Origin of the sequence: Bosea sp. RAC05, from assembly GCF_001713455.1 — a bacterium.
Lineage (GTDB): Bacteria > Pseudomonadota > Alphaproteobacteria > Rhizobiales > Beijerinckiaceae > Allobosea.
Window position 1 is genome coordinate 92,548 of record NZ_CP016464.1, and the last position, 19,375, is coordinate 111,922.

Genomic DNA, 19,375 nt, shown 5'->3' on the forward strand with positions numbered 1-19,375 from the left:
TCACTCGACGTCGCTTGGATTGCTGCGCTGCGCTCGCAATGACGGGGGAGCGTCCTGCTCACGACAGCCACCGCTTGCGGCGCTTGTAGCTCTTCACCTCGCGGAAGGACTTCTTGTCGCCCTCGGAGACGCCGAGATAGAACTCCTTCACGTCCTCGTTCTCGCGCAGCATCTTGGCCTCGCCGTCCATGACGATGCGGCCGGTCTCCATGATGTAGCCATAGGTGGCGTAGCGCAGGGCCATGTTGGTGTTCTGCTCGGCGACGAGGAAGGACACGTCCTCCTCGGCATTGAGACGGCGCACGATCTCGAAGATCTCCTCGACGATCTGCGGCGCCAGCCCCATCGAGGGCTCGTCGAGCAGGATCATCTTGGGCTTCGACATCATCGCGCGGCCGACCGCGCACATCTGTTGCTCGCCGCCCGAGGTGTAGCCGGCCTGAGAGTTGCGGCGCTGCTTCAGCCGCGGAAACAGCTCGTAGATCTTCTCGAGGTCGCGCTTGATCGCGGCGTTGCCGTCGCGGCGGGTGAAGGCGCCGGTCAGCAGGTTTTCCTCGATCGAGAGATGGCCGAAGCAGTGGCGCCCCTCCATCACCTGGATGCAGCCGCGCCGCACCAGCTCATTGGGCGACATCCGGTCGACGCGCTCGCCCTCGAAGGTGATCGAGCCCTTGGTCACCTCGCCGCGCTCGGCCTTGAGCAGGTTCGAGATCGCCTTCAGCGTCGTCGTCTTGCCCGCGCCATTGGCGCCGAGGATCGCGACGATGCCCTTGCGCGGCACCTGCAGCGAGACCCCCTTCAGCACGAGGATGACGTGATCGTAGATCACCTCGATGTTGTTCAGCGACAGGATCGTGTCGGCTGCGTGGGTCGTGGCGGTCGGCTGGGCGAGTGTGGCGGTGGACATGTCGGTCTCCCGGCGGCGGCCAGAATGCTGGCCTGGACAAGCCCCGCCTCATCCCGGCTCGAAGCCGGGACGACGGCGAGGAGGCGGCGGCCGGATCGCTCCGGCCGCCGCTTCAGCTCATGACGACTTTTCGCAGGGCTCGGTGCGCTGCGGCCAGTTGCCGGCCTTCTGGGTGTAGTCCTTGGCCGCAGCCTCGATCAGCGGCCGGACCTCTTCCTTCATCGGCTCGAGCCAGTCGCCCTTCTTGGTCCACTTCGTGCCGTCCCACTCGGCCACATAGGCCTTGCTGTGGCCCGAATGGTCGGCGCAGGAGATCGTGGTCGGCGTGGCGAAGCCCTCCATGCCGATTTCCTTGAGCCGCGCCTCGGTGATGTTCAGCGCCTCGAGGCCACGGCGCATATCCTCGCCCGTGATGACCTTCTTGCCGGTGATCCGCTGCGCGTTGCGGATGCCCTCGACCAGCAGCATCGAGTTGTAGACGCCGCGGTTGTAGAGGTTCTCGCCGACCTTCTCCTTCGGCGCGAGGCTCTTGCCCTTGTCGACCACGAACTTCTGGATGTCCTGGATGACCGGGAAATTGGTGCCGGCCGCGTTCAGGTTGAGCGACTTGTAGCCCTTCGCCTCCGGCCCGCCGGCGCGCGCGTCGTCGTCGCCGCCCGCCCACCAGACGCCGACCAGCTTGTTGATCGGGAAGTTGTTCTTGATCGCCTCCTTCACCGCGGTCGGGTTCATCGCGCCCCAGCCCTGGTTGTAGAGGTAGTCGGGCCGGTCACGCCGGATCGAGAGCCAGAGCGAGCCCTGGTTCTGCATGTCGGCCGCGGCGACCGGGTAGAGCTTGACCTCGAAGCCGTATTTCTTGGCGAGGTTCTCGAGCACCGGGATCGGCTCCTTGCCGAAGGGCGCGTCGAGATGGATCAGGCCGAGCTTCTTGCCCTTGAGCTTGTCCATGCCGCCGAGCTCGGCGGCCATGTGCTTCACCATCAGTGAGGCACCGTCCCAGTAGGTGAAGGGCGGGATGAAGACCCAGGGGAAATTGGTGCCGTCGGCCGAGGCCGAGAGGCCATAGGCCATCGAGAGGATCGGGATCTTGTCGATATGGGCGCGCGGGATCGCGGCCAGCGTCGCGCCCGTCGACCAGGGCGAATAGACGACCGTGTTCTTCGCCTTCGCCTGCTCGTAGCACTCGATCGACTTCTTGGTGTCGTAGCCGGTCTCGCACTCCTCATAGACGATCTTGACGCCGTTCACGCCGCCGTCGCGCTCGTTGATCATCGTCATGTAGTCGCGCATGCCGTCGCCGATCGGGATGCCGGAGCCGGCGAAGGGCCCGGTGCGATAGGCGTTGTTGGAGACGTAGATCGTGTCCTGCGCGGCGGCAGGAGCCGCAAAGCCGGCCGCGGCCAGCAATGCGCCGAGCGCGGCGCCCTTCATCAGATGCTGTGTCTTCATCGGTCGTCCTCCGTTCGTTTCCCTCCGGCGGTGGTGTCGAGACCCCGCCGGTCGTCTTTGCGCCCGCATCCTTGAAGGCCGATGCGGGTCGTCGTCCGGTCCGCCCCCTCAGTAGGGGAACGGCCATGTCCGCAGTTTCTGCTTCCCGATCTGCCAGAGCCGCGCGAGCCCGTGCGGCTCGACGATCAGGAAGAAGATGATCAGCCCGCCGATCAGCATGAAGGTGACGTGCTCGGCGGTGGCGCCGGCCATCGGCACGCCCAGCGCCGGCAGGCCGAACTTCATCGCGGTGGGCAGGATCGAGAGGAAGGCGGCGCCGAAGAAGGAGCCGATCAGCGAGCCCAGCCCGCCGATGATGACCATGAACAGGATGTTGAAGGAGAGGCGGATCGAGAACGCATCGGCCGCTTCGCCGCCGCCATACCAGAGGAAGATCATCATCGCCCCGGCGACGCCGGCATAGAAGGACGAGACCGCGAAGGCGAGCAGCTTGGCGTTGAGCAGCTTGATGCCCATCAGCTCGGCGGCGATGTCCATGTCGCGCACCGCCATCCAGGAGCGCCCGATCTTGCCATGGACCAGGTTGGAGGCGAACCAGGTCAGGACCACGACGAGGCCGAGGCAGACGAAATAGCGCGTCTCCGGCGCGGCCAGCGCGCCGGTGACCGGCACGCCGAAGACCAGGCGCTGCGGCACCTCGATCGCGCCCGAGGCGTTGTAGTTGTAGAGCCAGGGCACCCGCACGAAGGCCCACTGCAGGAAGAACTGCGCCGCCAGCGTCGCCACCGCGAGGTAGAAGCCCTTGATCCGCAGCGAGGGCAGGCCGAACAGCACGCCGATCGCCGCCGAGAACAGCCCGGAGGCCAGGATCAGGACGATGATGTTCACGTCGGGAAAAACGGTCGTCAGCTTGTAGCAGGCATAGGCGCCCACCCCCATGAAGGCGGCCGTGCCCAGCGAGATCAGCCCGGTATAGCCGGTGAGGATGTTCAGCCCGATCGCCGCCATCGAGAAGACGAGGAAGGGGATCATCACCGAGGTGATGAAGAAGTCGTCCCCGAAATAGGGGATCACGACGAAGGCGATGGCGAGAATGATCGCCAGGCCGATCCGGTCCTGCCGGATCGGGAACACGGCCATGTCGGCCGCGTAGGTGGATTTGAACTGGCCGGCCTCGCGATAGAACATGTCCCGGCCCTCAAATCCGCTCGATGATCTTGTCGCCGAACAGCCCCTGCGGCCGGAACAGCAGGAAGCCCAGCGCGATGAAATAGGCCAGCCAGCTCTCGATGCCGCCGCCGATCAGCGGCCCCCAGTAGAACTCGCCCATCTTCTCGCCGATGCCGATGATCAGCCCGCCGATGATCGCCCCGGGGATCGAGGTGAAGCCGCCGAGGATCAGCACGGGGAGCGCCTTCAGCGCGACGATTTCGAGCGCGAAGGACACGTCCGAGCGCGCCCCCCACATGATGCCGGTGATCAGCGCGACGATGCCGGCCGTGAACCAGACGATGACCCAGATCTGGTTCAGCGAAATGCCGACCGAGAGCGCCGCCTTGTGGCTGTCGGCGACCGCCCGCAGCGCCCGCCCGATGCGGGTGTACTGGAAGAACAGCGCCAGCACCGCGATCATCACCGAGGCGATGATGGCGGCGGCGATGTCGATCTTCTGCAGGGACACGAAGCCGCCGAGGATCTTCAGGTCGATCGCCCCCTTGGGCAGGTAGAGCTGCTCGGTGATCATCTGCTTGGGGTTGCCGCCGAACACGGATTCGCCGAGCCCGATCAGGAAATAGGTGATCCCGAATGTCGCCATGAACAGGATGATGTCGGGCTGGTTCACCAGCGGCCGCAGCACCACGCGCTCGATCGTCACCGCCAGCACGAACATCACGCCCAGCGTCAGGATCACCGCCAGGAAGGCCGGCACGCCCATCTCGTAGAGCCCGACCAGCGTCAGCGCCGAGAACACCACCATGATGCCCTGGGCGAAATTGAACACGCCCGACGCCTTGAAGATCAGCACGAAGCCGAGCGCGATCAGCGCGTAGAGCACGCCCGAGACCAGGCCCTCCCAGATCGTCTGGACCAGCAGGTCCGGCGCCGACGCCATCTGCGCGAAGGGATCGATGACGATCTTGTAGAGCGTGCCGGAGCCATCGAGGCGCGCGCCGACGAGCGCGCTGGCCACGATCGCGGCCAGGATCAGGGCGGCCTTGACCCAGCCATTGGCGAGAAGGTTCGGCGCGGGCCGTGCGGCGACGTCGCTCATGGCTGGTTGTCCTGGTTGCGGAAGGTCCGCTTGCCGTCATTGCGAGGAGGCGCAGCCGACGAAGCCATCCAGCGACGAAGCAAAGCGCTGGATTGCTTCGCTGCGCTCGCAATGACGGGGAGGCGCTGATGCGTGATCGTCATCAGTGTGCCACTCCCAGATAGGCATCGATTACCTTCTGGTCGGCCTTGACCTCGGCCGGCGTGCCGTCGGCGATCTTGCGGCCGTATTCGAGCACGACGACGCGGTCGGAGAGGTCCATGACCACGCCCATGTCGTGCTCGATCAGGGCGATGGTGGTGCCGAACTGCTGGTTCACGTCGAGGATGAAGCGGCACATGTCCTCCTTCTCCTCGAGGTTCATGCCGGCCATCGGCTCGTCGAGCAGGAGCAACTCCGGCTCCATCGCCAGCGCCCGGCCGAGCTCGACGCGCTTCTGCAGGCCATAGGGCAGCTTGCCGACGGGCAGCTTGCGGATGTGCTCGATCTGCAGGAAGTCGATGATGTCCTCGACGACCTTGCGATGCTCGATCTCTTCGGTCATCGCAGGCCCGTGGCGCAGCACCTGCCAGAAGAAGCCGCGATTCATCTTCAGCGTGCGGCCGGTCATGATGTTGTCGAGCGTCGACATGCCCTTGAACAGGGCGACGTTCTGGAAGGTGCGGGCGATGCCGGCGGCAGCCGCGCGATGCGGCCGCATCTTGTGGCGGCGCTCGCCCTTGAAGGTGATCTGCCCTTCCTGGGGCTGGTAGAACCCGTTGATGCAGTTGAGCATCGAGGTCTTTCCGGCCCCGTTGGGGCCGATGATGGCGCGCACCTCGCCCTTGCGGATGTCGAAGGAGACATCGGTGATCGCCTTCACCCCGCCGAAGCGCAGCGACACGTTCTCGACCGAGAGCAGAACCTCGCGCACCGGCGCACCCGTCATGGTCATCGGCTCCGCATTCATGCCGCAGCCCTCGCCGGTGCCGGCCGCTCGGCGGCGGTCGAGGGGTAGATCGTCGCGTCGCGCACCTTGACGCGGGCCGAGATCACGCCCTTGCGGCCATCCTCGAAGGTGACCTCGGTGGAGATGTCCGCCTCCTGCGAGCCGTCATAGAGCGCGTTGACGAGCGGTGCGTAGCGATCGGCGATGAAGCCGCGCCGGACCTTCTGGGTCCGCGTCAACTCGCCATCGTCGGCGTCGAGCTCCTTGTGCAGGATCAGGAAGCGCTTGATCTGCGCGCCGCCCATCAGCGGCTCGGCCGCGAGCGAGCGGTTCACCTCGTCCACATGCTGGGCGATCATGTCGTAGACCAGATCGTGCCCGGCGAGCTCCTGATAGGAGGCGTAGACGACGTTGTTGCGCTCGGCCCAGTTGCCGACCGCCGTCAGGTCGATGTTCACCGCCACGGTGGCGTAGTCGCGCTCCTGCCCGAAGGCGACCGCCTCCTTGATGTTGGGGAAGAACTTCAGCTTGTTCTCGATGTATTTCGGCGGGAACAGCTCGCCGGTGCGGAGCTTGCCGACGTCCTTGGCCCGGTCGATGATCTTGAGGTGGCCTTCCTCGTCGAAGAAGCCGGCATCGCCGGAGCGGACATAGCCGTCCGCCGTCATCGTCTCGGCGGTCTTCTCGGGGTCCTTGTAGTAGCCGCCGAAGATCGACGGCGAGCGGTAGAGCACCTCGCCATTGTCGTCGATCCGGATCTCGACCAGCGGCGCCGGCCGCCCGACCGTGTCGGCGCGAATCTCGCCATTGGGCTGCATGGTGATGTAGACGCCGGCTTCCGTCTGTCCGTAGAGCTGCTTCAGGTTGACGCCGATCGAGCGATAGAACCGGAACAGCTCGGGGCCGATCGCCTCGCCCGCCGTATAGCCGACCTTGATCCGGGTCAGGCCGAAGCGGTTGCGCAGGGGGCCGTAGACCAGCACGTCGCCGAGCCCGTAGAGCAGCCGGGCCCCCAGCGGCACGCTCTCGCCGTTGAGGATCTTCTCGCCATGCTCCTTGGCCACGCCGAGGAAGTAGTGGAACATCTTCCGCTTCAGCGCGCCGGCATCCTCCATCCGCACCATGGTCAGGGTCAGCATGGTCTCGAAGACGCGCGGCGGCGCGAAGGCATAGGTGGTGCCGACCTCGCGGCGATCCTCGATCACCGTCTCCGGCCCTTCCGGACAGTTGACGCAGAAGCCGGCGACGATCGCCTGCGCATAGGAGAAGATGTGGTCGCCGACCCAGGCGATCGGCAGATAGGCGATGATCTCGTCGCTCTCGTTCAGCCCGTCGAACTGGCAGCCGATCTCGGCCGCCGCGATCACGTTGGTGTGGCTGAGCATCACGCCCTTGGGGCGCCCGGTCGTGCCGGAGGTGTAGAGGATGATGCCGAGATCGGCGCCCGAGCCCGCCTGCATCTCGCGCTCGAGGGCGGTGGTCGCCTCGGCGGTCCCGGCGAGGTCCTTCAGCCCGCCGGCGATGACCTCGTCGATCGGGTGCAGCGTGCCGTGGTCGTAGTCGCGCAGGCCCCGGGGCTCGTCATAGAGCATGTGCCGCAGGCTCGGCAGGCGCTCGGCGATGGAGAGGATCTTGTCGACCTGTTCCTGGTCCTGCACCACGGCGAAGGCGGCCTCGGCATGGTCGAGAACATAGGCCATCTCGTCGGCGACGCTGTCGGCATAAACCGGCACCGGCACGGCGCCGAGCCATTGCGCCGCCGCCATCGCCCAGTAGAGCCGCGGCCGGTTGTAGCCGACGATCGCGACCTTCTCGCCGCGCTTGAGCCCGAGCGTCTGCAGGCCCCGCGCGAAGCCGCGCACCTGCTCGGTCACTTCAGCCCAGTTCCAGGACTGCCAGATGCCGAGATCCTTGTGGCGGAACGCGACGCGCCCGCCCCGCTCGCGCGCATTGCGCAGCAGCAATTTCGGAAAGGTATCCGCCTGGCCGGCGCTCGCGCTTGCCATCGTCCGTCTCCACCCTGAGCAGGCCGGCGTACATCGCACCAGCCTTCGTTCGGGCCGCTTTCGGCCTCGTCGTTGGATGCAAGCCTCGCAGTGACGCATGAGCTTTGCAAGGGGAGGCTTGACAGACGACTCGCGTTTTGGTCGCTATTGTCTTGGAGTAGTGTTTTCCGATGCGCAGCGAGCGCTCGACCGGGCGGCCCATGGCCCCCCCGCCTGCCCCCAAGCCCCACTTCCAGCGCCGATGTCCGGTCCATCACGAACGAAAAGACCGCGCCGGTGGGAACCGGCGCGGCCGCGCTGACGGGGTGGTTTCCCGCGGGCTGTGGATCAGCGGATCGGCGGGGCGTACTGCAGGCCGCCCTTGGTCCAGAGGTCGTTCTTGCCGCGGGCGATCTTCAGCACCGAGCCAGCACCGACATTGCGCTCGAACGCCTCGCCATAATTGCCGACATGCTTGACGATCCGGTAGGCCCAGTCCGGCGTCAGGCCGATCGCTTCGCCGAACTTGCCCTCGACGCCGAGCAGGCGCCGGATCTCCGGATTGGTCGAGGACTTCTGCTGCTCGACATTGGCCTGGGTCACGCCGAGCTCCTCGGCGTTCAGCATGGCGAAATGCACCCACTTGACCAGGTTGAACCACGGCATGTCGCTGCTGCGCACGACCGGGCCGAGCGGTTCCTTCGAGATGATCTCGGGCAGGACGATCGCCTCGTCGGGCTTCACCAGCTTGAGACGGAGCGCATAGAGCGCCGAGGAATCGTCGGTCAGCGCATCACAGCGGCCGGACTGGAAGGCCGTGATCGCCTCGTCGCCCTTGTCGAAGGTCACCGGCTCGTACTTGATGCCGTTCTTGCGGAAATAGTCGGCGACGTTGAGCTCCGTCGTCGTGCCCTGCTGCAGGCAGATCGAGGCGCCGTTGAGCTTGAGCGCGCTGTCGACGCCGAGCGTCTTCTTCACCAGGAAGGCCTGGCCGTCATAATAGTTGACGCCCGCGAAGCTCAGGCCGAGCGAGGTGTCGCGCGCCATCGTCCAGGTGCTGGTGCGCGACAGCAGGTCGACTTCGCCGGACTGCAGCGCCGTGAAACGGTCCTTCGACGAGAGCGGCGTGAACTTGACCTTCATGGGGTCGTCGAAGACCGCGGCGGCGATGCCGCGGCACAGGTCGACGTCGAGGCCGGCCCATTGTCCCTGCGCATCCGGCAGACCGAAGCCGGCGAGGCCGGGGCTGACGCCGCAGACCAGATGGCCGCGATTCTTCACGGTCGTGAGCAGCGGGGTCTGGGCGTTGGCGGCGGGCGCCAGGGCGGTGGCCGCACAGGCGAGCAAGGCTGCGAAGGCGATTTTCATGGTGAACCCTCTCCAGGGCAGTCGCTCTGCCCGCGGGGAAGATGACTCACCGCTCTCCCAACTTTGTGCTGTTGTCGGAGCGGATTCCGCAGCACGCCGCCTGTTTCTCGGCCGCAGAACGACTTTGCTTTCAGGCAGGCTTCCGGTGGTTTACCCTTCGTAACGCGCCAGTCCCGCCACATCGAGGATCGTTACGCTGCCATGGCCGACCTCGAGCAGGCCCAGCGAGGCGAGCTTGGAGAGCCCCTGATTGGCGATCTGGCGCGACATGCCGGCGAGCAGGCCGAGTTCCTCCTGGCTGACCTCCAGCGTGCGGCCCTCGTCGGGATAGAGCGTCGGGTTGAACAGCCAGGCGAGGTTGCGCGCCAGCCGTCCGGTCGAATCGAGCGTCCGCTCGGTCTCCGCCAGCGCGATGAACTGGGCCAGGCGCTCGTTGAACTGGTGCACCAGGAAGCGGTTGAAGGCGGCGGAATGCTCGAACAGCCACAGGAAGGTCTGGCGTCGCATCAGGGCGAGCTTGGTCTCGCGCAGCGCCACCAGCTCATAGCGCCGCAACTCGCCCTTGATGACGGTGCCTTCGCCGAACCAGGCCCCCGCCCTCATGCCCGCCAGCGTCGCCGACTTGCCCGTCTTCGAGGTCGTCGACATCTTCACCAGCCCGTCGGCGACGCCGGTCCAGGCCTCGAGCCGGTCGCCGACATGGCAGATATGGGCGCCCTTGCCATAGCTGCGAAACGAGATGCCGCGCCGCGCCTCCTCGAACTCCTCCTCGCGCAGGTCGCGCGACCAGGCGGCGATGCGCCGCAACTCCTCGGGCGGGATCACGACAGACGGGTCTCCTCGGCGCGCCGCAGGCCGGCCGCCGGCTCACTATGGGCCTTCGCCGGCGCCGAACTCAAGCACGGCACCGCCGCGATTCGGCCGCCTTTGTCGGCGATTTCGATTGACGCGCGGCGCCCGCGCGCCCAGGCCCCATTCACGCTTCGTTAACCATGCTGCGCCAGCGTGCGCCCATGCCGAGGACATCGCCCGTGGCACGCCGCCCCGCTTCCGCCGCCCTGCTCGCCCTGGCCACCGGACTCGGCCTCGCCAGCACCGCATCGGCGCATCCGCATGTCTTCGTCACCGCGCGCGCCGAGATCCTCTACGCGCCCGACGGCACGGTGCGCGCGCTCAAGCACATCTGGAGCTTCGACGAGGCCTATTCGGCCTATATCACGCAGGGGCTGGACAAGAACGGCGACGGCAAGCTGACGCCGGACGAACTGGCGGAACTCGCCAAGGTCAATGTCGAATCCCTGCCGGATGTCGGGTTCTTCACCACGGTCAAGGCCAACGGCAAGCCGCAGGAATTCGGCACGCCGACCGGCGCGGGCCTCGTCTTCGACAACAGGATCCTGACCCTGACCTACACGCTGCCGCTGAAGACGCCGGCCCATGCCAGCCGCTCCTTCGGCATCGAGATCGGCGATCCGACCTATTTCGTCGCCTTCGACATCGTCGATGCGCCCGACGCCGTGATCACCCGCGACGCGCCGAAGGGCTGCATCGTGCGGGTCGCCCGCCCGCCCAAGCTCGATCCCGTGATCCAGCAGAAGCTGGCCCAGGAGGACATCACCGCCACGCCCGACACGAGCGGGTTGCAGGTGACGACCCGCGCGCTCGTCGCCTGCCCGTGACGCGACGATGTCGCTGAACACCCCACACCTCTTTGAGATGCGCTGGCCCGCTTTGTCCCGCCGCCTGATCCTGATGGCGCTGGCGCTGGCGGTCGTCGCAGGAGGTCTGGCCCTGCTCGCAGCGCTCCTCTCCGCCTGGAGCCCGCCGCCGCCACCGCCGCCGCGCAACCCCTTCGGCGTGCCCCTGCCGCGCGAGGCGCCGCCCGCCACGACCGGACTCGGCGGCATGATCCTCGCCTGGCAGTCGGCCTTCTACAAGGACCTCACCGCCGCGCTGAAGGCGGTGGCGGCGAGTTCCTCCGCGATCTGGGGCCTGCTCGGCCTCGCCTTCGGCTATGGCGTGTTTCACGCCGCAGGCCCCGGCCATGGCAAGGCGGTGATCTCGGGCTACATCGTCGCCGACGACCGCAGACTGCGGCGCGGGCTGGGCCTGAGCTTCTCCGCGGCGATCCTGCAGGCGCTGGTCGCGATCGCACTGGTCGGCACCCTCACCATCGCCCTGCGGCAGACGGCACAGACGATGGCGGTCGCCACCGACTGGGTGGAGCGCGCAAGCTTCGCCCTCGTCGCCCTCGTCGGCACATGGGTGCTCTGGCGCAAGGCGGGCGCGCTGCTGACGCTCGGCCGCGGCGCGCAGGCGCATGATCCCGCCTGCGACCACATCCACATGCCCACGCCCGACGAGATCGCCCGCCTGCGGACCTGGCGCGAGATGGCCGGCGTCGTCGTCGCGGCGGGGCTGCGGCCCTGCGCCGGCGCCATCATCATCCTCGTCTTCGCCGCCTCCGCCGGCTTGTTCTGGGCCGGCATCGCCGCCGCCTTCGCCATGGCGCTCGGCACCGCCCTGACGACGGGGGCGCTCGCCGCGCTCGCCGTCTTCTTCAAATTCGCCGCGCTGAAACTCGCCGGGGGAGGCTCTCTGCGCGCGGCGCGCACGCTTGCGGTTCTGGAACTGCTGGCCGCCGCCTTCGTCGCCGTGCTGGGAGCAGCGCTCTATCTCGGACTCGCCGCGGGCGGGGCCGGCTGACGCGATCCACATCCGCGCCAACAGCACTTCACGCCTCCCGCCTTTCGCCTAGAGTGCCCCTCGCCGGACCCCAGGCACGCCTCTTGCGTCGCGCGGTCCTCAACGAGAGGCCTGACCACTTGACCAATCCCTGCGACCTCAGCGCCGTCGAGGCGCGTGCCCTCATCGGCGCCAAGAAGCTCTCCGCGAGCGAACTGCTCGAAAGCTGCATCACCCGCATCGACGCCGTCGATCCCGCCGTCAACGCCATGGTCGCCCGCGACGACGAGCGCGCCCGCGCCGCCGCCAAGGCGGCCGATGCGGCCACCATGCGCGGCGAAGCGCTGCCCGCCCTGCACGGCCTGCCGATCGGCGTGAAGGATCTCGAGAACGTCGCCGGCCTGCGCACCACCTATGGCAGCCAGCTCTACCGCGACCACGTGCCCGACGAGGACCAGCTGATCGTCGCCAAGACCCGCGCGGCCGGCGCGATCGTGCTGGGCAAGACCAACACGCCTGAATGGGGCGCGGGCGCCAACACCCGCAACGCCGTCTATGGCGCGACCGGCAACCCCTTCGACCCGACGAAATCCGCCGCCGGTTCCTCGGGCGGCTCGGGTGTCGCGCTCGCCACCGGCATGGTGCCGATCGCGACCGGCTCGGACACCGGCGGCTCGCTGCGCAATCCCGCCGCCTTCAACGGCATCGTCGGCTTCCGCCCGACACCCGGGCTGGTGCCCAGCGAAAAGCGGCCGATCGGCTGGAACCCGCTGCCCGTGCTGGGGCCGATGGCGCGCACCGTCCCCGATCTCTGCCTGCTGCTCTCGACCATGGTCGGCGACGACGCCGCCGACCCGTTGGCGACCACGATCCACGGCCAGACGATCCGCCGGCCTGAGGATTTCGCCAGGCCCGCCATGATCGACCTCGCCTCGCTCAAGGTCGCGATCACGCCCGATTTCGGCTTCGCGCCGACCGAGAAGCACATCCGCAAGGTCTTCGCCGACAAGGTTGGCGCCTTTTCCTCGCTCTTCGCCGCGACCGAGCAGGCGACGCCGGACTGCGCCGGCATGGACGAGACCTTCGAGGTGCTGCGCTCGCTCGCGTTCCTCGCCGGCATGTACGAAAAAGTCCGCGACACGCCCGAGATGGTCGGCCCCAATGTCCGCGTCAATGTCGAGGAGGGCCTGCGCTACGGCGCGCTCGACATCACCCGCGCTCTCAAGCAGCAGACCGCGATCTACCAGCGCTGGCAGGGCTTTTTCGAAGATTACGACGTCATCCTGTCGCCGGCCGTGACGCTGAGCCCGCGGCCCTGGTCGGAGCTCTACCCGGCCGAGATCGACGGCCAGCCGACGCGAACCTATTTCCACTGGCTGGCGCTGGCCTATGCCGCCACCACCGTCGGCCACCCGGCGATCTCGCTGCCGGTCGGGCTCGATGATGCCGGCATGCCATTCGGCCTGCAGATCGTCGGCCCGCGCGGCGGCGATGCCAAGGTGCTGGCCGTGGCCGCCGCGCTCGAGGCGGCGCTCGCCGGCGACACGCTGACGGCGCGCCCCGTGCCCGACATCGCGAAACTCGCCGCCGGCCCGCGAATCGCCGACACGCCCGGCTTCCTCGGCTTCGACTGAGCCGCCATCTCACCGCGAGAGCGCCTGCCCCGGCCCGGGGCAGGAACGTCCAAGACAGGCATCGCGACGCGGGCGTCCGATGCCGGCACGATCGATCACACGGGGACCTTCCATGAAACGCCGCACATTTCTGAAGGGCGCGACCGCCCTGACGCTCGCCGGTCCCGCCGCCATCGGCCGCGCCGCGGCCCAGTCGGCGACCACGCTGAAATTCGTGCCGCAGGCCAACCTGACGGCGCTCGACCCGGTCTGGACGACGGCGACCGTGACCAGCAACCACGGCTACTATGTCTATGACACGCTCTACGGGCTCGATCTCGCCGGCAAGCCGCAGCCGCAGATGGTCGAGAGCCACGAGGTTGCGCCCGACGGCAAGAGCTGGCGCTTCAAGCTGCGCGACGGGCTTTCCTTCCATGACGGCGCCGCGGTCAAACCGGCCGACTGCCTGCAGAGCCTGAAGCGCTGGGTCCAGCGCGATCCTTACGGCCAGCTCCTGGCGAAGGTGATCGAATCCTCGGCCGCGATCGATGATCGGACCTTCGAGATCAAGCTGACGCGGGCCTTCCCGATGATGCTGGACGTGCTGGCCAAGGCGGATTCGCCGCTCTTCGTCATGCCCGAGCGCCTGGCCACCACCGAGGCGACCAAGCAGATCACCGAGGTCGTCGGGTCGGGCCCCTATCGTTTCCTGCCGGCCGAATACGTCTCGGGCAGCAAGGTCGCCTATGAGAAGTTCGAGGCCTACAAGCCCCGCAGCGAACCGCCCAGCCGCAATGCCGGTGGCAAGGTCGCCAACTTCAAGCGCGTCGAGTGGCAGATCCTGCCCGATCCGGCGACGGCGGCGAACGCCCTGATCAAGGGCGAGGTCGACTGGTGGGAGCGCCCCCTCAGCGATCTCCAGCCGATGCTCGCCAAGAGCGCCGACATCACCCGCGAGGTCACCGACGAATCCGGCCGCGGCGCGATCATGCGGCTGAACCACCTGCAGCCGCCCTTCAACAATCCGAAGGTCCGCGCCGCCGTCCGCCTGGCGGTCAACCAGGAAGACTACATGCGCGCCACCCAGGGCGACGACACCTCGATCTGGAAGACCTCGCGCAATCTCTGGTTCCGCGGCACGCCCTATTACGACGGCGAGCAGGAAGACCTGATGCCCCAGAGCATCGAGAAGGCGAAGGCCGCGCTGAAGGACTCCGGCTACAACGGCGAGAAGGTCGTCATCATCAGCCCGACCGACTTCCCCGACATCGGCCCGCTCGGCGACGTCACCTACGAACTGCTCAAGAGCATCGGCATGAACGTCGACTTCGTCGCCAGCGACTGGGGCACGGTGATCCAGCGCCGCAACAGCCGCGAGCCGGTGGAGAAGGGCGGCTGGAGCATCTTCCACACCACCGGCTCGGCGATGGGGTGGAGCAATCCGGCCCTGTCCTATCTGGTGCGCGGCCAGGGCGCCAAGGGCTGGTTCGGCTGGTACGACAGCGCCAAGGCCGAGGCGCTCGCGGAAGAATGGCTCTATGCGCCCGACGAGGCCGCCCAGAAGAAGGCTGCCGCCGCGCTCGGCCGTCTCGCGCTGGAGGACACCGCGACGATCCCGCTCGGCGTCTTCATGATCCGCACCGCCTACCGCAAGACCCTGACCGGCATGCAGAAGGGCTCGGCGCCCTATCCCTGGGGTCTGAAGCGGGTGTGACGGGCCCACGAAGCGCGTTCGCCGTCATGGTCGGCCTTGTGCCGACCATCCCCGTCTTCCCTGCTTGAGGGCGGTGTTCAAGACGTGGATGCTCGCCACAAGGGCGAGCATGACGGGATAGCGCTCTCCCGCTACCCCTTCGCCGCCACCGCCGCCGACCAGGGCGAGATCACGTCGCTGATGCCTTGCGCGCCCTCCGCATCGACGCGGATCAGGTTGGGGCAGGCGAAGTTGATCGGCAGCACGCCGTGCTCGACCACGACCACCGGCCCGGCCGCCTCCAGCGCCGCCAGCGTGTCGGCCGGCAGGCGCAGATCGGCGCTGGTCTGGTCCGGACCAGAGACGTCGATGCGCGGCCGATGCGCGGCTTCCTCCAGCCCCATGCCGAAATCCACCGTCCAGGCGAGCATCTGGTAGACGCTGGCGAGAATCCGCCGCCCGCCCGAGGCGCCGCCGGCAAAGCGCGGGCCGGAACCCGTCTTCGGGGTCACGATCACCGGGCACATGTTGCAGAGCGGCCGGGCGCCGGGCGCGATCGCATTGGCGCTGCCGGGGCGCGGATCGAACCACATCATGCCGTTGTTCATCAGCACGCCGGTGTCGGGCAGCACGACGCGGCTGCCCATCGAGGAGAGCAGCGTCGTCGTCACCGTGACCAGCGTGCCCTCGCCATCGACCACCGTGAGATGGGTGGTGCAGGTGTCGCCGGGCTCGGTCGCCGCCTTCGCCGCACCCAGCCCTTCGAGCCGGCTGGCATAGGCCTCGCGCATGACCCGCGACAGGCTGGCGAACCAGGCCGCATCCGGCCCCTCAGCGCCGGGCCGCGTCGCATCCATGCCCTCGACCACCGCTTCCAGCGTCGGCGCAGCCGTCAGCCCGCCGGCGGTGTGGACGAGATGGGTGCCGCGCCAGTCGATCGTCGGCGCATCCCGCACGATCGCCCGGCAGCCGGCGAGATCCTCCGCATCGACGACCCCGCCCAGCGCCTTGATGTCGGCGACGAGCCGGCGGGCGATCTCGCCCGTGTAGAAATCGTCGAGCCCGGCCGAGGCCAGCCGCTCGAGCGTCGAGGCAAGGTTGCCGAGACGGAAGAAACCGGGCTTGCCCTGATAGGGCGGCACCGGCGGCAGGCCGCCCGGCAGATAGATCCGCGCGCTCTCCGCGTAGAGCCGCAGCACCGAAGCCGAGGAGGCGACCTTCAGCGTCGTGTACCAGTCCTGGGCCAGCCCGCGCCTGGCGAGCGCGATCGCCGGCGCCAGCAGGTCGGCGACGGGCATCGCCGTCCCGAAGCTCTCCTTCAGCTTGGCATAGCCGGCGACGGAGGACGGGATCACGAAGGAGAGCGGACCATGGATGTTCACGTCACCCACCACCTCGGGCCAGGTGAAGAGGTCGTTCTTCATCGCGCCGGTCAGCGGGTAGGACGACGGATCGGCGCGCCGCGGCGCGACGGGGCCGAAATCGACGACCTTCGCCGTGGTCTCGTTGGCCTTGAGCACGACCGCAAAGCCGATGCCGCCGAGCCCGCTGTTCCAGGGCTCGACCGCAGCCAGCGCGATACAGGCCGCCACCGCCGCATCGGCCGCATTGCCGCCGGCCTCCAGGATCGCGGCGCCGGCTTCCGCCGCCTCGCGGTTCTGCGAGACCACGACGCCGTTGCGCCCGCTCGCCATCGGCTTGGCGAGCGTCCAGTTCTGCGTGCGGTAGGGCACCTCTGCGGCAACGGTCATCTGTGAATTCCCCTCGAAGGCCAGGCTGCGCCCGCCAATCCGGCCGGCGAGCGGCGGGAGCTTAGGCCAGAGGCGCTGGCGCCGCCCCGTGCGCCGATCGTGCGGGCGCCATGCCGGCAGGGCATGCCGGCTGAGTCAGGCCGCCTCCGGAGGGAAAATCTCAGGCGGCCTTGCCGTGGACGAGTTCGGCATAGCGCGCCGGGTCGGTCGCGCCCTCGGTGTTGACGACGAAGACGCGCGAGGTCGCGTCGAGCTGCAGCTGCGCCCGCACCGCCGGATCGCCGGCCGCGCGGATCAGCCCGGCGAGCCCCGCCCCGCCGCTCTCGCCCGCGACGACGACGGGGTCATGGCCGACCGGCCGCGCCAGCCGGTTCATCACCGCGACCGCATCCTCGTCCTCGACGGTCATGAAGGCGTCGGCCACCCGCGACAGGATGCGCCAGGCGACGAGCGAGGGCTCGTAGCAGTCGAGCATCGCCATCACCGTCGGCTCGCCGACATCCGCCTTCACCGGCGCTCCCGCCTGCGCGCTGGCGAACATGCAGGCCGCCCGCGCCGGATCGACCGCGACGAAAACCGGCCGTGCCTCGCCCAGCACCAGCGCGAAATGCGCCGCCACCGCCGCGGCGATGCCGCCGACGCCGACCTGCACGAAGACATGCGTCGGCGGCTGCGCCATCTGGCGCAGCGACTCCGCGACGAGCGCCGTATAGCCCTGCATGACGAGCCCCGGGATCCGCTCATAGCCCGGCCAGGAGGTGTCGGAGACCACCGTCCAGCCCTTCTCGGCCGAGACGCGCGCGGCCTCCGCGACCGAATCGTCATAGGTGCCCTCGGCCCGGATCATCGTTGCGCCGAAGCGGGCAATCGCCGCGATGCGCTCCTCGCTGACACCGGAATGGACGAAGATCGCGGCCCGCGCCCCGACGAGTTGCGCGCCCTGCGCGACCGAGCGGCCGTGATTGCCGTCGGTGGCGCAGGAGAAGGTCAGCGAGGCCGCGACCTCCCTCACCGCCGGCGTCTGCAGCTCGGCGATCTCGACGGGCCGCCCGAGCCGGCGCGCCGCCTCCTCCAGCACGAGCCTGACCACGACATAGGAGCCGCCCAGCGCCTTGAAGCTGCCGAGACCGAGCCGGTGCCCCTCGTCCTTGACCTGGATCGCGCCCACGCCGAGCTGCGCCGCCAGGCCCGGCAGGTCGTGCAGCGGCGTCACGGCGTAGTTCGCCCGGTGGCGGAGCTGGGCCTCGACCAAGAGGGCGCCCGCGGCGCCGAGGACCTCGGCATCCTCCGGCAGGAGCGGCTTGCGATGGTCGGGATGGGTGTTGAGCAGGAACATCGGGATCTCTGGGTCGTCGACGCGGGCGCGGTGCGGCGCCATCCTGCATCTACGGGGCGGGCCGGTCCATTGGCGGATGCGCAGCCCTGCACTAGATTCGCCCGACATCACCAGACCAGGCGTCCCCATGACCATTCATCAGCGCGGCCTCCCCGTTTCGATCGACCCCGACAAGCTCGACCGGCTGGCCCAGGCCGCCGTGCGCGTCGGGCTGAACCTGCAGCCGGGACAGGACCTGTTTCTCACCGCCCCCGTCACGGCGCTTCCGCTGGTCCGAAAGATCGCCGAGCACGCCTACAAGGCCGGTGCCGGACTGGTGACGCCGATCCTCTCCGACGAGGAGGTGACGCTGGCGCGCTACCGCCATGCCAATGATGCGAGCTTCGACCGCGCGGCCGGCTGGCTGCACGAGGGCGTCGCCAAGGCCTTCGCCAACAACACCGCGCGGCTCGCCATCGTCGGCGACGACCCGATGATGATGGCGGAGCAGGACCCGGCCAAGGTCTCGCGCGCCAGCAAGGCGAACTCGGTCGCCTATCAGCCGGCGCTGGAGAAGATCGCCGGCTTCGACATCAACTGGAACATCCTGGCCTATCCGACGGCCGCCTGGGCCCGGCGCGTCTTCCCCGGCGACGCCGAGGAGGTGGCGGTCGGCAAGCTCGCGGATGCGATCTTCGCCGCCTCGCGCGTCGCGGACGGGGACCCCGTCGCCGCCTGGGCCGCGCATAACGCGACGCTGCGCAGCCGCACGCAATGGCTCAACGGCCAGCGCTTCCACGCCCTGCATTTCACCGGGCCGGGCACCGATCTGACCGTCGGCCTCGCCGACGGCCATGAATGGCAGGGCGGCGCCTCGACCGCCAAGAACGGCGTGACCTGCAATCCCAACATCCCGACCGAGGAGGTCTTCACCACGCCGCATGCGCTGCGGGTGGAGGGGCACGTCTCCTCGACCAAGCCGCTCTCCTATCAGGGCTCGCTGATCGACGAGATCCAGGTCCGCTTCGAAGGCGGCCGGATCGTCGAGTCGAAGGCGAGCCGCGGTGCCGATGTGCTCGCCAAGGTGCTCGACACCGACGAGGGCGCGCGGCGCCTCGGCGAGGTGGCGCTGGTGCCGCACTCCTCCCCGATCTCGAAGAGCGGCATCCTGTTCCTGAACACGCTCTTCGACGAGAACGCCTCCTGCCACATCGCGCTCGGCCAGTGCTATTCGAAGTGCTTCCTCGACGGCGGCAAGCTCACCCCCGAGCAGGTGGCCGCCCAGGGCGGCAACAAGAGCTTCATCCACATCGACTGGATGATCGGCTCGAACCTCGTCGACATCGACGGCGTCCACGCCGACGGCCGCCGCGTACCCGTGTTCCGCAAGGGCGAATGGGCCTGAGGGG

Annotated in this window: 16 protein-coding genes; 5 read left to right on the forward strand and 11 right to left on the reverse strand. The window is 68.3% G+C overall.

All coding sequences use genetic code 11. The features are described from left to right. Positions 1-58: 58 nt before the first annotated feature. The 9 genes from BSY19_RS03965 to BSY19_RS04000 form a co-directional block, all read right to left on the reverse strand. On the reverse strand, positions 59-907 hold the full coding sequence (locus tag BSY19_RS03965) for an ABC transporter ATP-binding protein (protein ID WP_069053013.1): 849 nt from the start codon (positions 905-907) through the stop codon (positions 59-61). Positions 908-1,024: 117 nt separating this feature from the next. Next, positions 1,025-2,356, reverse strand: coding sequence for an ABC transporter substrate-binding protein (locus BSY19_RS03970; protein ID WP_069053014.1), 1,332 nt, complete (start codon positions 2,354-2,356; stop codon positions 1,025-1,027). A gap of 108 nt (positions 2,357-2,464) precedes the next feature. After that, entirely contained in the window at positions 2,465-3,544 is a 1,080-nt protein-coding gene (locus BSY19_RS03975) for a branched-chain amino acid ABC transporter permease (protein WP_069053015.1), read from the reverse strand. Positions 3,545-3,554: 10 nt separating this feature from the next. Next, on the reverse strand, positions 3,555-4,469 hold the full coding sequence (locus BSY19_RS03980) for a branched-chain amino acid ABC transporter permease (protein ID WP_069056839.1): 915 nt from the start codon (positions 4,467-4,469) through the stop codon (positions 3,555-3,557). Between the two features lie 155 nt (positions 4,470-4,624). Next, entirely contained in the window at positions 4,625-4,771 is a 147-nt protein-coding gene (locus BSY19_RS27885; protein WP_171905082.1) for a hypothetical protein, read from the reverse strand. Further along, a complete protein-coding gene (locus tag BSY19_RS03985; protein ID WP_236840464.1) occupies positions 4,771-5,556 on the reverse strand; it encodes an ABC transporter ATP-binding protein in 786 nt (261 codons plus the stop codon). The genes BSY19_RS27885 and BSY19_RS03985 overlap by 1 nt, the downstream gene beginning before the upstream one ends. Before the next feature lie 17 nt (positions 5,557-5,573). Beyond that, a complete protein-coding gene (locus tag BSY19_RS03990; protein ID WP_069053017.1) occupies positions 5,574-7,562 on the reverse strand; it encodes an AMP-dependent synthetase/ligase in 1,989 nt (662 codons plus the stop codon). Positions 7,563-7,889: 327 nt separating this feature from the next. Beyond that, a complete protein-coding gene (locus BSY19_RS03995) occupies positions 7,890-8,909 on the reverse strand; it encodes an amino acid ABC transporter substrate-binding protein (protein WP_069053018.1) in 1,020 nt (339 codons plus the stop codon). Positions 8,910-9,059: 150 nt separating this feature from the next. Continuing rightward, positions 9,060-9,734: a Crp/Fnr family transcriptional regulator gene (locus BSY19_RS04000; RefSeq protein WP_069053019.1), complete on the reverse strand. Its 675-nt coding sequence runs from the start codon at positions 9,732-9,734 to the stop codon at positions 9,060-9,062. Positions 9,735-9,940: 206 nt separating this feature from the next. Here BSY19_RS04000 and BSY19_RS04005 point away from each other — a divergent pair, with 206 nt between their 5' ends. From BSY19_RS04005 to BSY19_RS04020, 4 genes are all read left to right on the forward strand, one after another. After that, a complete protein-coding gene (locus BSY19_RS04005; protein ID WP_171905083.1) occupies positions 9,941-10,588 on the forward strand; it encodes a DUF1007 family protein in 648 nt (215 codons plus the stop codon). Positions 10,589-10,595: 7 nt separating this feature from the next. Continuing rightward, on the forward strand, positions 10,596-11,615 hold the full coding sequence (locus BSY19_RS04010; protein ID WP_069053020.1) for a nickel/cobalt transporter: 1,020 nt from the start codon (positions 10,596-10,598) through the stop codon (positions 11,613-11,615). A 119-nt stretch (positions 11,616-11,734) separates the two neighbouring features. Beyond that, positions 11,735-13,228, forward strand: a complete 1,494-nt coding sequence (locus BSY19_RS04015; protein WP_069053021.1) for an amidase — start codon at positions 11,735-11,737, stop codon at positions 13,226-13,228. A 112-nt stretch (positions 13,229-13,340) separates the two neighbouring features. Beyond that, positions 13,341-14,921, forward strand: coding sequence for an ABC transporter substrate-binding protein (locus BSY19_RS04020; RefSeq protein WP_069053022.1), 1,581 nt, complete (start codon positions 13,341-13,343; stop codon positions 14,919-14,921). Positions 14,922-15,052: 131 nt separating this feature from the next. Here BSY19_RS04020 and BSY19_RS04025 read toward each other — a convergent pair whose 3' ends face one another. Together BSY19_RS04025 and BSY19_RS04030 are read right to left on the reverse strand one after the other, a co-directional pair. Next, positions 15,053-16,651 (reverse strand): gamma-glutamyltransferase, encoded by a 1,599-nt coding sequence (locus BSY19_RS04025; protein WP_083247383.1) that lies wholly within the window; start codon positions 16,649-16,651, stop codon positions 15,053-15,055. A 160-nt stretch (positions 16,652-16,811) separates the two neighbouring features. Further along, positions 16,812-17,987: a diaminopropionate ammonia-lyase gene (locus BSY19_RS04030; protein ID WP_069056842.1), complete on the reverse strand. Its 1,176-nt coding sequence runs from the start codon at positions 17,985-17,987 to the stop codon at positions 16,812-16,814. A gap of 127 nt (positions 17,988-18,114) precedes the next feature. Between BSY19_RS04030 and BSY19_RS04035 the strand changes: the two genes are divergently transcribed. Then, positions 18,115-19,371, forward strand: a complete 1,257-nt coding sequence (locus tag BSY19_RS04035; protein ID WP_069053023.1) for an aminopeptidase — start codon at positions 18,115-18,117, stop codon at positions 19,369-19,371. The last annotated feature ends 4 nt before the right edge of the window (positions 19,372-19,375 follow it).